The organism is Streptomyces sp. NPDC017095 (assembly GCF_044332325.1).
Lineage (GTDB): Bacteria > Actinomycetota > Actinomycetes > Streptomycetales > Streptomycetaceae > Streptomyces.
The window spans coordinates 23,276-38,239 of record NZ_JBIROU010000017.1 but is presented as its reverse complement, the minus strand read 5'-3'; the positions used below and the strand labels follow the sequence as shown (position 1 = coordinate 38,239).

The window sequence follows — 14,964 nt, the reverse complement described above, 5'->3', positions numbered from 1 at the left end:
CGATGCCCATCCTGGCATCCCTCCCGGTTCCTGACCAGCTCCTGACAGCAGGCCGGAAAAAACCTGTCGCACCCCCTTGACCCACGTGCGCGGGCTCCCTACGTTTCCGGCAGAAAACGTTTTCCCAGACGAGTCCGAGGAGCGGAGCACCGTCCAGCCGCTCCCGGGACGCATGACCTGCGACGTGCGCCGGACTGTACCCGTTTTCCCTGTTTTCCCCTCTACCTCTCCGGGAGAGCCATGCCCCGCCCAGGTTCCGCCGTGCCCGCCTCCGCCTCCTCGGCCCCGTCCGGAGCGGGACGCGCCCCCGTGGGCCCGGTCCGCCTCGGCCCGGGCGCCAAGACCGCACTGGTCCCCGCCACCGCCGAGGTCGGCGCCGGCTTCTGGGGCACCCGGCGGCAGGTGAATTCGCGCACCTCCATCCCCCTGGGCCCCGGCCTGCTGGAGTCGGCGGGGAACCTGGACAACCTGCGGGTGGCGGCGGGCACCGCGGAGGGCGGGTTCCAGGGCGCCTACCCGTTCGTGGACTCGGACGTCTACAAATGGCTGGAGGCCGCGGCTTGGCAGCTCGCCCAGGGGACGCCCGAGGACCACGGCCCGCTCGCGGCCGACGTCGAGCGGATCGTCTCCCTCGTCGCGGCCGCGCAGCGGCCCGACGGTTACCTCAACACGTGGTTCCAGCTGCGCGAAGGCGGCGAGCGGTACCGGGACCTGCGCTGGGGCCACGAGCTGTACTGCGCAGGGCATCTGATCCAGGCCGGGGTGGCCCACCACCGGGCCACCGGACGGCCCGAACTCCTCGGCGTGGCCGTCAGGTTCGCCGACCACATCGACAGCGTCTTCGGCCCTGCGGACAGCGGAAGACCCATCGACGGCGTCGACGGCCACCCCGAGGTGGAGACCGCCCTGGTGGAGTTGTACCGGGAGACCGGTGAACGCCGCTATCTGGACCTGGCCGGCTACTTCGTCGACCGCTTCGGTCACGGCCTGCTCGGCGGGGAGGCGTACTGCCAGGACCGCGTGCCGCTGCGCGAGGCCACCGACGTCGAAGGGCACGCCGTACGCCAGTTGTACCTGCTGGCCGCCGCGACCGACCTCGCGACCGAGACCGGGGACGCCGAACTGCGCGCCGCCGCCGAACGGCTGTGGGCGGCGATGACCGCCACCAAGACGCATCTGACCGGCGGACTGGGCGCCCACCACGACAAGGAGGACTTCGGCGACCCGTTCGAGCTGCCCAACGAGCGCGCCTACTGCGAGACCTGCGCCGCCGCGGCCTCCGTCCAGTGGAGCTGGCGCATGGCCCTGCTCACCGGCGAGGCCCGCTACTCCGACCTGATCGAACGCACCCTCTACAACGGCTTTCTGGCCGGCGTCTCACTGGACGGCGAGCGCTGGCTGTACGTCAACCCGCTCCAGGTCCGCGACGGCCACACCGACACCGGTGGGGACCAGTCGGCCCGTCGTACCCGCTGGTTCCGCTGCGCCTGCTGCCCGCCGAACGTGATGCGCCTGCTGGCCTCCCTGGAGCACTACCTCGCCAGCGGCGACGCGGGCGGCCTGCAGATCCACCAGTACGTCACCGGCAGCTACACCGCCGACGGCGTCACCGTCCGCTGCCGGACCGGCTATCCCTGGCAGGGCGTGATCGGACTGACCGTGGAGGACGCCCCGGCGGACCGGCCCTGGACCCTCTCGCTGCGCATCCCGCAGTGGTGCGGCGAGTTCCGCGTCCGGTGCGGGGACACCGTGTACGACCGGACCACCGCGCCGGCCGACGACGGCTGGCTGCGGCTGGAGCGCACCTGGACACCCGGCGACGAGGTCGTCCTCGAACTCGGCCTGGAACCCCGCCTCACGGCCGCCGATCCGCGGGTGGACGCCGTACGCGGCTGCGTGGCCATCGAACGCGGGCCGCTCGTGTACTGCCTGGAACAGGCCGACCACCCCGGCGGCGGCCTGGACGACATCGTGCTCGACACCACCCGCCCCCTCACCGTGACACACCGCCCGGACCTGCTCGGCGGAGTCACCACCGTCGTGGCCGCGGGGCACCGCCGGCGGATCCCCGACGCCGGCTGGTGGCCGTACCGGAGCGCGGGGGACACCGACACGACGCCGGCCGGCGAACCCCTCGAACTGACCGCGATCCCCTACTACGCGTGGGCCAACCGTCAGGACGGCAGCATGCGCGTCTGGCTGCCCACCTCCTGAACCCCACGGCCGCCCCCCGCACCGCCCTCCCCTCCTGCCCGCAGGGGAACACCCCGAGACGACGAGGTCACCGTGAGAGACACCTGCCGTAGCCTGATCTCCGCCATCGCCGCCCTCGGCGCGCTCACCTCCCTGGCCGCCTGCGGCGGCGCCGGCTCCTCGGCGTCCGGGTCCGGCAAGGCCGGCGGGACGTACACCTTCTGGGACCCGTATCCGCAGTTCGACGCCTCCTCCGCCTGGGGGAAGCTGGTCACCCAGTGCGGCAGCGAGGCCGGGGCCGACATCAAGCGCACCGGCATGGACACCACGGACCTGGGCAACAAGGCGCTGCTCGCCGCCCAGCAGGGCAACGCCCCCGACGTGATGCTCGTCGACAACCCGGTCGTGTCCACGCTGGTGGAGGCGGGAATCCTCAACAAGACCAGCGACCTCGGCCTCGACACCAAGCCGGTGCTGAGGAACATCCTCGGCGCGGGGGAGATCGACGGCGCGTCCTACGGGGTGCCGATCGGCGCCAACACGCTGGCCCTCTACTACAACAAGAAGGTCCTGTCCGCCGCGCGCGTCGACCCCGCCTCCGTCAAGGACTGGGCCTCGCTGACGGCAGCCCTGAAGAAGGTCAAGGCGGCCGGGAAGAAGGGCATCACCTTCTCCGCGAATAACACCGAAGAGGGCAGCTTCCAGTTCCTGCCCTGGTTCTGGGGCGCCGGCGCCGACCTCACCGAGCTGGACTCGGACCAGGGCGTGGCCGCGCTGTCCCTGTGGAAGCAGTGGGTCGCCTCGGGGTACGCGCCCAAGGACGTCCTCCAGAACACGCAGACCACCAGCTGGCAGGAGTTCGCCACCGGGGACTACGCCTTCGGCGAGAACGGCACCTGGCAGCTCGGCAACGCGGACCAGGCCGGCCTCGACTACGGCGTCCTCGCCATCCCCGGCCACAACGGCGGCTCGGCGCCCGTGCCGACCGGCGGTGAGTTCGTCACCGTCCCCGTGCAGCAGGACACCTCGCGCTACGACGTCAGCAAACGGATCGTCACCTGCCTGACCAGCTCCGCCCACCTGCTGGCCACGGACACCACCCTGACGTACGTCGCCCCCACCGCGACGGTGCAGGCCCGACAGGTCGAGTCGGACCCCAGGCTGCGGCCGTGGGTGAAGGCGGTGGCCGCGGCACGCGGTCGCACCAGCGGCGGTCTCGGCACCAGGTACCCGGCCGTCTCGCAGCCGATGTGGACCGCCGTCCAGGCCGCGCTGTCCGGCAGCAAGAGCCCCGAGGACGCCCTCGACGCCGCGCAGACGGCCGCCGGCAAGGGCGACTGACCGCCGACGCCCTCACGACACCTCCCGGGGCCCTTTCCCCCGAGCCACACGGCACCCGCAACCGCCCGGACACTACCACGGCTCCGGGCAGGCCACCCGCACCCAGGAGTTCGCATGACCACCGCCCGCCTCGACCACCATCCACCGCCCTCACCGGTCAAGCCCGCGGTGACCGGGCCGGATGACCGGACGGACGTCCCGGTGTTCCGGCGCCGGCAGCGCCGCAGGAGCCGGCTCACCGCGCTGGCCTTCCTCGCCCCGCTGGTCCTCTACCTCGCCGCCTGCTACGTCTATCCCCTCTACCGCAACCTCGACCTGAGCCTGCGCGACTACACGGTCCGGTCGTTCGTGGCGGGCGACGCGCCCTTCACCGGGCTGGACAACTTCAGGAACGTCCTCGACGATCCCACGTTCGGTCCGGCGCTGCGCCACACCATGATCTTCACCTTCGTGTCGATCACCTGCCAGTTCGCGGCCGGGCTGGCCCTCGCCGTCTTCTTCAACCGGCACTTCCGGCTGGCCGGCACACTCCGGGCCCTCTTCCTGATCCCCTGGCTGCTCCCGCTGATCGTGTCGGCGTCGACCTGGTCGTGGCTGCTCAACAGCGAGTCCGGCGTCGTCAACTACGCCCTCCACCTGGTGGGCGTGTCCCCGGTCGACTGGCTCGACTCCCCGGGCTGGGCGCTGACCTCCGTGATCATCGCCAACATCTGGATCGGCATCCCGTTCAACCTGGTGATCGTCTACAGCGGCCTGCAGAACATCCCCGGTGAGCTGTACGAGGCCGCGGCCCTGGACGGGGCCGGCGCCTGGCAGCAGTTCCGCCGCATCACCTTCCCGCTGCTGCGGCCGGTGTCGGCGATCACCCTGCTGCTCGGTCTCGTCTACACCCTCAAGGTGTTCGACCTGATCTGGATCATGACGACGGGTGGTCCCGGCGACGCCTCCGCCACCTTCGCGACCTGGTCCTACCGGCTCGGGTTCGGCAGCCTGCTGCCGAAGTTCGGTCCCGGGGCCGCCGTCGGCAACCTCCTCATCCTCATCGCCCTCGCCTTCGGGCTGCTGTACATCCGCGTCCAGAGGAGGCAGGAACCGTGAGGTCACGCACCGGATCCCGCCGTCACACCGTCACCGGTCTCGTCCTCACCGCCCTGATGCTGTTCCCGGTGTACTGGATGCTCAACGTGTCCCTCACCCCGCAGCAGGACATGCGCAAGAGCCCGCCCGACCTGCTGCCCCTGCACCCGACGTTCGAGGGCTACCGGGCCGTGGTGAACGACCAGTTGCCCTACCTCGGCACCAGCCTGCTCATCGGTCTGGGCACGGTCGTGCTCACCCTGCTCCTCGCCGCCCCGGCCGGCTTCGCCCTCGCCCAGCTCAAACCCTGCGGCGGGGGAGTCCTCGGCCTCGTCCTGCTGGTCGCCCAGATGATCCCCGGCATCGTCATGGCGATGGGCTTCTACGGCGTCTTCCTGGACCTCGGGCTGCTGAACTCCTGGTGGGGCCTGGTCATCGCCGACTCCACCATCGCCGTGCCGTTCGGCGTCATGATCTGCACGGCCTTCATGTCCGGGATCCCCGGCGAACTCATCGCCGCGGCCCGCATCGACGGCGCCGGCACCGTGCGCACGTTCCTGTCCGTCGTCCTGCCGGTGAGCCGCAACGCGATCGTCACGGTCTCGCTCTTCGCCTTCCTGTGGGCCTGGTCCGACTTCGTCTTCGCCAACACGCTGGACGGCGGCGGCGACTGGCGGCCGATCACCCTCGGCATCTACCACTACATCGGCAACAACAACCAGGAGTGGAACGCGATCATGGCCACCGCCGTCATCGCGTCCCTGCCCGCGGCGGTCCTCCTCGTCCTCGCCCAGCGCTACGTGGCCGCGGGCGTCACCGCGGGCGCGGTCAAGGACTGATCCCACGATGGCTGCCGGGCCGCCCTGATGACGTGCCCGGTGACTCAGAGCCGCTCACCCCGGGCGCCCGCATGGATCTCCGTGCTGTCGCCATGCCCCTCTCCCACTCCTTCGGAGGAGAATCCGTCATGCGTGCATTCGCGCATCACCGACCCGGCCGACCACTGACCGGCGCCGCCGCACTCGGAGCCGCGGTACTGGCCGTGGCCTCGGCCATGTTCGCCGGGGCGCCCTCCGCCCAGGCGGCCCCGTCCCCGTCCACCACCCTCGTGGTCAGCGCCGACCAGACCCTGCGCCCGGTCACGCACGTCGCGACGGGCAGTCTGTACGGTCTGGCGAACGCCACGGCCCCGGCCGACAGCCTGGTGCAGGCCATCAAGCCGCACACCTTCGTGCAGAAACCGCAGGGCGGCCGGCAGCAGCCGACCGGTGACGTCCTGACGGTGGCGCCGAAGGCGGCCAGAGCCGGAGCGAAGGTGGTCAACCGGCTGTCGGACTACTACGCGGGCTGGCCCTACCAGTTCAGCTGGAGCACCTGGCTGAACGTGGTCGACGACCAGATCGCGCAGACCAGGGCGTCGGGCATCACGAACCTGGCCGCGTACGCGCCCTGGAACGAGTCCGACAACACCTGGCTGTCCGCCAACGGCACCTTCGAGGACTTCTGGACCAGGACCTACCGGGAGATCAGGTCCAAGGACACCACGACGCCGATCCAGGGTCCCAGCTTCTCGGACAACATCAGCGACATGGACAACTTCCTGCGCAACGCGGTCGCCACCAACACGGTGCCGGACATCATCGCCTGGCACGAGCTGACGCGGTCCTCCAAGATCGCCGGTGATGTGGCGACGGTGACCGCCCTGGAGAAGAAGTACGGCATCAGTCCGCGGCCGATCGCGATCGAGGAGTACGCCGCCCCTGCCGAAGTCGGCGTCCCCGGTGCCCTGGTGGGCTACCTCGCCAAGTTCGAGCGCCTGGGCGTCCACGACGCCGAACTCGCCTTCTGGAACCAGTCCGGGGCGCTGGGCGACCTGCTGACCGGCCAGGGCGGCAGCCCCAACGGCGCCTACTGGCTGTACAAGTGGTACGCCGACATGAGCGGCAGCATGCTCGTCACCACCCCGCCCGCCCAGACGGGCATCGACGGGGCCGCCTCCCGCAACAGCGCCGGCAACCAGATCGACGTCGTCTTCGGCGGCGGTTCCGGCGACTCCGCCGTGACCGTGAACGGACTGGGCTCGCTCTCGGCATTCGGGTCCACCGTCCACGTCAAGGTCGAGTACACACCGTCTCCGGGACGCACGGTGGCCGTGTCCGGGCCGAGCACCCTCTCCGAGTCCGACTATTCCGTGAGCAACGGCTCCCTCACGGTCCCGGTGACCGTGAACAGCACCTACGGCTACCACATCAGGATCACCCCCGGGAGCGGCAACGGCTCCACTCTCGAAGGCAGTTACCAGATCACCAACAAGAACAGCGGTCTGGCGCTCGACACCCGGAACGGCGGCACCACCCAGGGCACGCTGGTCGACCAGGCCCCCGCGGGGAACGCGGCCACCCAGACCTGGACGCTGGTGTCCGCGGGCTCGGGCCTGTACAAGATCCGCAACCAGGCCGGTGGTCTGCTGCTGGGGATCACCGACGAGAGCACCTCGGACGGCGGCACCGCGCTGATCTGGGGTGACAACGGCACCCCCGACCACCTGTGGCGGATGGTGTCCGACGGCACCGGCTACTACAAGATCGTCAACTACCACAGCAACCTGCTCCTGGGCGTCCAGAACATGAGCACCGCCGACGGCGCCCCAGTCATCCAATGGGACGACAACGGCACCGCCGACCACCTGTGGAAACTCAGCCGGCGCTGACTGCCGGCCGTACCAGCCGGTCGCCGCCGCCTCGACGGGCAGGGCAGCGGCGACCGGCGACGCGCGTTCCCGGCGTTCCGCATCCGACGCGCCGAATGTTTCGAAGCTGTCAGCGATTCGTGCGAGAGGTATTGACGCCGTTCACCGGTTCCCTAGTATCCAGGTTGCCCGACACTCCGGCCTCTGTTCGATACTTCGAACCCATCTGAACCGTTCCACTCGCACGGCACGCATGTCATGAACGCATCAGAACTCCGGACTTCACCGCGGGATCGTCTCGCGGTCGGTGTCCCCCCACACAAGGAGAATGATCGTTGATGTCCTGGCTCGACGAGGGACTTCGTCTCCGCAAGGCACTGACCTTGGTCACCGGCCTGACCGCCGGCACGGTACTGGCCCTGGCCGGCACGGCGGCGCCCGCCGCCCACGCGGCCTCCGGCACGCTGGGCGCGGCCGCGGCCGACAGCGGCCGCTACTTCGGCACGGCCGTGGCCGCCGGGAGGCTCGGCGACCCGACGTACGGCACGATTCTCGACCGGGAGTTCAACATGATCACCCCGGAGAACGAGATGAAGTGGGACACCACCGAACCGTCCCGCGGCACCTTCAACTTCGGCCCCGGTGACCAGATCGTCGGCCACGCCGCCGCGCACGGGCAACGGATGCGTGGCCACACCCTGGTGTGGCACGGGCAGTTGCCCGGCTGGGTGAGCGGCATCAGGGACGCGAACACGCTGCGCAGTGTGATGAACAACCACATCACCAGCGAGATGACCCACTTCAAGGGCAAGATCTACGCCTGGGACGTGGTCAACGAAGCCTTCGCCGACGGCTCCACCCAGCACCGCAGCTCGGTGTTCCAGGACGTGCTCGGCAACGGGTTCATCGAGGAGGCGTTCCGCACCGCGCGGGCCGCCGACCCCTCGGCCAGGCTCTGCTACAACGACTACAACATCGAGAACTGGACCGACGCCAAGACCCAGGGCGTCTACGCCATGGTGCGCGACTTCAAGTCGCGCGGGGTGCCCATCGACTGTGTCGGCTTCCAGAGCCACTTCGGCGCGGGCGGCCCGCCGGCCGGCTTCCAGAGCACGCTGGCCAACTTCGCCGCCCTCGGCGTCGACGTGCAGATCACCGAACTCGACATCGCCCAGGCGCCGCCGACGGCCTACGCCAACACGGTGCGGGCGTGCCTGAACGTCTCGCGCTGCACCGGCATCACCGTCTGGGGGATCCGGGACAGCGACTCGTGGCGCTCGGGCGACAACCCCTTGCTGTTCGACGGCAACGGCAACAAGAAGCCGGCCTACGACGCGGCCCTGTCCGCGCTGGGCGGCGGTACGGGGGACACCGGGGGCATCGTCACGGGCCGGGTGTACGAGCTGAGCGCAGCCGCCGCGGGGCGCGCGCTGGACGTGCCGGGCGGCCAGACGGCGAACGGCACGCCCTTGCAGGTCTGGGACGCCAACGGCGGGACGAACCAGCAGTGGCGGGCGAGCCAGAACGGTGACGGCTCCTACACGCTGACGAATGTCGCCAGCGGACGGGTGCTGGACGAGCCGGGCGGCCAGACGGGCAACGGCACGCGGGTGGAGATCTGGGATGCCAACGGCGGAGCGAACCAGCACTGGCGGGCGAGCCGGAACGGCGACGGGTCGTACACCTTGACCAACGTGGCCTCCGGCCGGGCGCTGGAAGTTCCCGCGGGGCAGAGCGCCAATGGAACCCCGGTCCAGATCTGGGACTCGGGCGGCGGCACCAACCAGCACTGGAACTTCAGGTGACGTGACCGGCGCCCCCCGGCGCCTCCCCACGGCCGGCTCCGGGATACCGCGAACCGGCCGCCGTACCGGGCGCGGCGGCCGTCACCGCCGCGCGCCTTCCGGCAGGCCGGCACGGCCGGGGACCGCCGCAACCTGCCCGCCACCCTGCCCGTGTTCACCCGGAACCCGACCCCAGGAGTCGATGCATCATGCCCCACACCACCGAGAGGACCGGGCGACCGCGAACGCCGGCCCCGCGGATGTCCTTACGCAGAATGCTGGCGCTCACGTTCTCCGTGGTGCTGCTCGCCGTGTTCGTGCCCCTCCTCGCCCTCGGGACGGCGCAGCCCGCGACCGCGCTGGGCAACGGGCTCGCACTGACACCGCAGATGGGTTTCAACGACTGGAACGCGTACGGCTGCGATGTCTCCGAGTCGCTGATCAAGTCCACCGCCCAGGCCATGCACACCAACGGCATGCAGGCGGCGGGCTATTCGTACGTCAACATCGACGACTGCTGGATGACCCACAACCGCGATTCCGGCGGCCGCCTGGTGCCGGACCCGGCCAAGTTCCCCGACGGCATCAAGGGCACCGCGGACTACGTGCACTCGCTGGGGCTCAAACTGGGGATCTACGAGGACGCGGGCACCGCGACCTGTGCCGGGTACCCGGGCAGCCTGGGCCACGAGACCACGGACGCGCAGTCGTTCGCTTCGTGGGGAGTGGACTACCTGAAGTACGACAACTGCAACAACACCGGGGCGCCCGCCCGCACCCGGTACACCACGATGCGGGACGCCCTGGCGGCCACCGGCCGGCCCATCCTGTTCAGCCTGTGCAACTGGGGCCAGGAGAACGTGTGGACCTGGGGCGCGGACGTGGGCAACAGCTGGCGCACCACAGGGGACATCAGCGCCACCTTCTCCAGCATGCTGTCCATCTTCCACAGCAACGCGGGACTGGCCTCCTACGCCGGCCCCGGCCACTGGAACGACCCGGACATGCTGGAGGTCGGCAACGGCTCGCTGACGGCCACCGAGAGCCGCAGCGAGTTCAGTCTGTGGGCGGAGATGGCCGCACCGCTGATCGCGGGCACCAACATCGCCTCGGCGAGCAAGGACACCCTGTCCACGCTCACCAACTCCCGGGTGATCGCGGTCGACCAGGACCCGCTGGGCCGACAGGGCACCCTGGTGTCGTCCTCGGGCGGCCTGGACGTGCTGGCCAAGCCGCTCGCGAACGGGGACGTGTCGGTCGCGCTGTTCAACGAGACGGGTTCGACGGCGGCCATCACCACCAGCGCGGCCGCGATCGGGAAGACCGGCGCGTCCGCCTACACCCTGACCGACCTGTGGTCGGGAACGTCCTCGACCACCGCGGGCACGATCAGCGCCTCGGTGCCCGCGCACGCCACGGTGATGTACCGGGTCGCGGGCGGCACGAGCGGCGGCACCAGCGTGACCGGTGAGCTGCACGGGTCGGGGTCGGGCAAGTGCCTGGACGTACCGGGCTCGGCCACGACCGCCGGCACCCAGGTACAGATCCGGAGCTGCAACGGCGGCGCCAACCAGCTCTGGACGCTCTCCACCGCCCACCAGCTCACTGTCTACTCCGGCGGCGATCAGAGGTGTCTGGACGTCTACGACAACCAGACCACGCCGGGGACGAAGGTGGAGATCTGGCCCTGCAACGGCCAGGCCAACCAGCAGTGGGACCTCCATACGGACGGCACCGTCACCAACCCCCGGTCCGGCCTGTGCCTGGACGTCACCGGCGGCGCCACCACCGACGGCACCCCCGTCGAGCTGTGGACCTGCAACGGCCAGTCCAACCAGCAGTGGTCACTGGGCTGAACCCCAGGAACCCGGCGCCGCCGTGCGCCGGGGCGGCAGCACCCGGCCACCGCCCCGGCGCATGACCGCCCCCGCCCACGCGCGGGACCCGGCCCGGCGGCCGGTACCGCGCAGCCCCGGCCCCCGTGACCGGCTCCCGCGCGGGACGGCACCCCCCCACCTGCGAAAGGACCCCATCGTGTCAGCATTCAGCCGGTCGTTCCGACGCCTGCGCGTCGTGACGGCCGTGCTCGCGGGCCTCCTCGTGACGGCCGGCGGCATCGTCGCCACGACCGCCGCCCCGGCCCAGGCCGCCACCTCCCTCACGATCGACGGCGCGTCCGGCGGCCGGACCTTCGACGGCGTCGGCGCGATCAGCGGCGGGGGCGGTAACAGCAGACTCCTGATCGACTACCCCCAGCCCCAGCGCGACCAGATCCTGGACTACCTGTTCAAGCCCGGCTACGGCGCCGCCCTGCAGATCCTCAAGGCGGAGATCGGCGGGGACACCAACTCCACCTCGGGGGCCGAGCCGAGTCACCAGCACACCCGGTCCGACCTGAACTGCGACCGGGGCTACGAATGGTGGCTGATGGAGCAGGCCAAAGCCCGCAATCCGAACATCAAGCTGTACGGGCTCGCCTGGGGCGCGCCCGGCTGGATCGGCGGCGGGAACTTCTGGTCCACCGACATGACCGGCTACCTGCTCTCGTGGCTGGGCTGCGCCAGACAGCACGGGCTGAGCATGGACTATCTCGGCGGGTGGAACGAGCGGGGCTACGACATCACCTGGTACGAGCAACTGCGCAGCGCGCTCGACAGCAACGGCTACGGCAACGTCAAGATCGTCGCAGCCGACTCGGACTGGTCTGTGGCCAACGACATCAACGCCGACCCGGCGTTCGCCTCCGCGGTCAGCGTCATCGGCACGCACTACCCCTGCGGCTACCGGTCGTCCCAGTCCACCTGCTCGGTCCCGTCGGCCGCCACCTCGTCCGGCAAGACGCTGTGGGCCAGCGAGAACGGCTCGGACGACTACAACGGGGGAGCGCAGGCCTTGGCGCGCGGCATCAACCGCGGATACATCGACGGCCGGATGACCGCTTACCTCAACTGGCCGGTGGTCGCCTCGGTCACACCCAACCTGCCGTACCCCACCATGGGTCTCGCACTGGCCTCGCAGCCCTGGTCGGGCCACTACACGATCGGCAAGAACGCCTGGGTGATGGCACAGACCAGCCAGTTCACCGCCCCGGGATGGCACTACCTCGACGCCTCCAGCGGCTACATCGGCGGCAACCGGAACAACGGCAGCTACGTCTCACTGAAGTCGACGAACAACTCCGACTACTCCACGGTCGTCGAGACGATGGACGCCGGCGGCGCACAGACGCTGAACTTCACCGTCACCGGGGGATTGTCCGCCAAGACCGTCCACGTCTGGTCGACCGATGTCACCTCCGCCAACCCGGCCGACTATCTCGCGCACACCACGGACATCACCCCGTCCGGCAGCGGCTTCAGTCTCACCGTCCAGCCCGGCCGGGTCTACACCCTGACCACCACCACCGGTCAGGGCAAGGGCACCGCCACCGGCCCCGCCCAGGGCACGCTGAAGCTGCCGTACGGCGACTCCTTCGACAGCTATGACACCGGCACCGAGGCCAGGTACCTCATGGACTGGCAGGGCGCCTTCGAGGAGGCCGGCTGCGGCGGCGGCCGGGGCGGGAAGTGCGTGCGCCAGATGAGCCCGCAGAAGCCGATCACCTGGGACGCGCTGTCCGATCCGCACGCCCTGCTCGGTGACGTGAGCTGGAGCGACTACACCCTCTCCTCGGACGTCATGCTCGAACAGCCCGGGTACGCCGAGTTGATCGGCCGGGCCAACGCCCAGGACTACAGCAGCACCGGCGGACTGAACGCCTACCACCTGCGGGTGAGCGACACCGGGGCCTGGTCGATCCTGAACTCGAACACCGGCGGCAGCGTGTCCGCCCTGGCACGCGGGACGACCGCGGCGCTGGGCACGAACCGGTGGCACACCCTGGCCCTCACCTTCGCCGGCTCCACCGTCACCGCCGTCGTCGACGGCGCCACGGTCGGTTCGGTGAGCGACCACACCTGGGCCGGCGGGCAGATCGGCTACGCGACCAGCCAGGGGGAGACGGCACAGTTCGACAACCTGTCCATCACCCCCGGCAGCGGCGGCAACGACGGCGGCACGACGGGCACGATCGTCGGGACCGCGTCCGGCCGGTGCGTGGACGTGCCGAACCAGTCGCAGACGGCCGGCACCCAGGTGGAGCTGTGGGACTGCAACGGCGGCGCCAACCAGCAGTGGACGAACACCTCGGCCGGTGAACTGCGGGTCTACGGAAGCCGCTGCCTGGACGCCTCGGGCCAGGGCACCAGCCCCGGGACCAAGGTGGACATCTGGGACTGCAACGGCGGAAGCAACCAGAAATGGACGCTCCACTCCGACGGCACGATCACCGGTGACCAGTCCGGCCTGTGCCTGGACGCCACCGGCGCGGGAACGGCCAACGGCACCCTGCTCCAGTTGTGGACCTGCACCGGCGGCGCCAACCAGAGGTGGACACACGGCTGACCCGGCGCACGGCCACCGACTACCGCGCCGGGCCGGCACCTGAAACGCCCCGGCTGCCCCGTTCCCTGTCCGTCCCCACCCACGAAAGAAGGAGTGCATGAAACACAAACCACTCTTGATGTCGATCGCGGCTGCGCTCCTCCTCGTCCTGTCGGCCGCGGGCACCTCGTTCAGCAGCGGCCGCGGCGCACCCGCGCCCACCACCACCGGCACCGTCCAGGCGAGCGCCGGCTGTGGCAAGGCCCCGGCGCTGACGAGCGGTACCCACACCCTGCAAAGCGGCGGCCAGACGCGCAGTTACCTACTGCGGGTCCCTGCCGCCTACGACAACAGCCACCCCTACCGGCTGATCTTCGGTTTCCACTGGCGGGGCGGCACGGCCAACGACGTCGACTCAGGCGGAACGGACGGGTACAACTGGTCCTACTACGGTCTACGGCGTCTGGCGGACACGGACAACAGCACGATCTTCGTGGCCCCCCAGGGCAACGGCAACGGCTGGGCCAACCCGGGCGGCCAGGACGTGGCCTTCGTCGACGCCATGGTCAGCCAGCTCGAAGCAGGTCTGTGCGTCGACACCACGCGGTTGTTCTCCGCGGGCTTCAGCTACGGCGCCGCGATGTCGTACGCCCTCGCCTGCTCCCGGGCCACGGTCTTCCGCGCGGTCGCGGTCTACTCCGGCGCGAACCTCAGCGGATGCGCCGGCGGCACCCAGCCCATCGCCTACATGGGCCTGCACGGGATCAGGGACGACGTGCTGCCCGTCTCGGCCGGACGGGAACTGCGCGACACCTTCGTCCGCAACAACGGCTGCACCCCGCAGAACCCGCCCGAACCGGCCTATGGCAGCCTGACGCACCTCATCACCGCCTACTCCGGATGCAGGCCGGGATACCCGGTCGTCTGGGCCGCGTTCGACGGGGGCCACGACCCCGGTCCCCTAGACGGTTCCACCAGCGGCGGCTGGCGCACCTGGACATCGGCAGCGGTATGGCAGTTCTTCACACAGTTCGACTCGGCCTCGCCACCGCCCACCGGCGACCAGCAGCTCGTCGGCCAGCAGTCGGGGCGCTGCCTCGACATCGCCAACTCCACCACGGCCAACGGCACGCAGGCACAACTGTGGGACTGCAACGGTGGCTCCAACCAACGGTGGAGTCACACCTCGGGGAAGCAACTGGTCGTCTACGGGAACAAGTGCCTGAGCGCGGGTGCCCCCGGCCAGACAGCGGGCAACGGCACCCCGGCGGTGATCTGGGACTGCGGCGGACAGACCGACCAGCAATGGAACATCAACTCCGACGGCACGATCACAGCGGCACGATCGGGGCTCTGCCTGGACGCCAGCGGCCAGGGAACGGCCAACGGAACGAAAACCCAGCTGTGGAGCTGCACGGGCGGAACGAACCAGCGCTGGCGCCTGGCGAACTGACACAC

The 14,964-nt window shown here is 70.2% G+C and carries 8 protein-coding genes and 1 pseudogene; all 9 read left to right on the top strand.

Features of this window, described 5'->3' with window-relative positions; genetic code table 11:
* The first annotated feature begins 240 nt into the window (after nt 1-240).
* Complete coding sequence (locus ACH4OA_RS28660; protein ID WP_397971936.1) at nt 241-2,214, top strand: glycoside hydrolase family 127 protein; 1,974 nt, start codon at nt 241-243, stop codon at nt 2,212-2,214.
* A 72-nt stretch (nt 2,215-2,286) separates the two neighbouring features.
* Nucleotides 2,287-3,534, top strand: a complete 1,248-nt coding sequence (locus tag ACH4OA_RS28655; protein ID WP_397971933.1) for an extracellular solute-binding protein — start codon at nt 2,287-2,289, stop codon at nt 3,532-3,534.
* 114 nt (nt 3,535-3,648) lie between these two features.
* Nucleotides 3,649-4,632: a carbohydrate ABC transporter permease gene (locus ACH4OA_RS28650; RefSeq protein WP_397971931.1), complete on the top strand. Its 984-nt coding sequence runs from the start codon at nt 3,649-3,651 to the stop codon at nt 4,630-4,632.
* Nucleotides 4,629-5,450, top strand: coding sequence for a carbohydrate ABC transporter permease (locus tag ACH4OA_RS28645; protein WP_397971928.1), 822 nt, complete (start codon nt 4,629-4,631; stop codon nt 5,448-5,450). The genes ACH4OA_RS28650 and ACH4OA_RS28645 overlap by 4 nt, the downstream gene beginning before the upstream one ends.
* 128 nt (nt 5,451-5,578) lie before the next feature.
* Nucleotides 5,579-7,321 carry an RICIN domain-containing protein gene (locus ACH4OA_RS28640; RefSeq protein WP_397971926.1) on the top strand — a complete coding sequence of 581 codons (1,743 nt, stop codon included), beginning with the start codon at nt 5,579-5,581 and terminating at the stop codon, nt 7,319-7,321.
* 317 nt (nt 7,322-7,638) lie between these two features.
* Nucleotides 7,639-9,102: pseudogene (locus ACH4OA_RS28635) on the top strand (endo-1,4-beta-xylanase); the annotation flags it as partial.
* A gap of 191 nt (nt 9,103-9,293) precedes the next feature.
* Nucleotides 9,294-10,940 (top strand): glycoside hydrolase family 27 protein, encoded by a 1,647-nt coding sequence (locus ACH4OA_RS28630; protein ID WP_397971923.1) that lies wholly within the window; start codon nt 9,294-9,296, stop codon nt 10,938-10,940.
* A gap of 178 nt (nt 10,941-11,118) precedes the next feature.
* Nucleotides 11,119-13,527, top strand: coding sequence for a ricin-type beta-trefoil lectin domain protein (locus ACH4OA_RS28625; RefSeq protein WP_397971921.1), 2,409 nt, complete (start codon nt 11,119-11,121; stop codon nt 13,525-13,527).
* A 118-nt stretch (nt 13,528-13,645) separates the two neighbouring features.
* Nucleotides 13,646-14,959: a ricin-type beta-trefoil lectin domain protein gene (locus ACH4OA_RS28620; RefSeq protein ID WP_397972094.1), complete on the top strand. Its 1,314-nt coding sequence runs from the start codon at nt 13,646-13,648 to the stop codon at nt 14,957-14,959.
* Nucleotides 14,960-14,964: the final 5 nt, after the last annotated feature.

Bases quoted from the DNA above. Each gene is read 5' to 3' on its own strand.
- ACH4OA_RS28660 (WP_397971936.1), top strand. From the start codon at position 241: ATGCCCCGCCCAGGTTCCGCCGTGCCCGCCTCCGCCTCCTCGGCCCCG.
- ACH4OA_RS28650 (WP_397971931.1), top strand. From the start codon at position 3,649: ATGACCACCGCCCGCCTCGACCACCATCCACCGCCCTCACCGGTCAAG.
- ACH4OA_RS28640 (WP_397971926.1), top strand. From the start codon at position 5,579: ATGCGTGCATTCGCGCATCACCGACCCGGCCGACCACTGACCGGCGCC.
- ACH4OA_RS28630 (WP_397971923.1), top strand. From the start codon at position 9,294: ATGCCCCACACCACCGAGAGGACCGGGCGACCGCGAACGCCGGCCCCG.
- ACH4OA_RS28620 (WP_397972094.1), top strand. From the start codon at position 13,646: ATGTCGATCGCGGCTGCGCTCCTCCTCGTCCTGTCGGCCGCGGGCACC.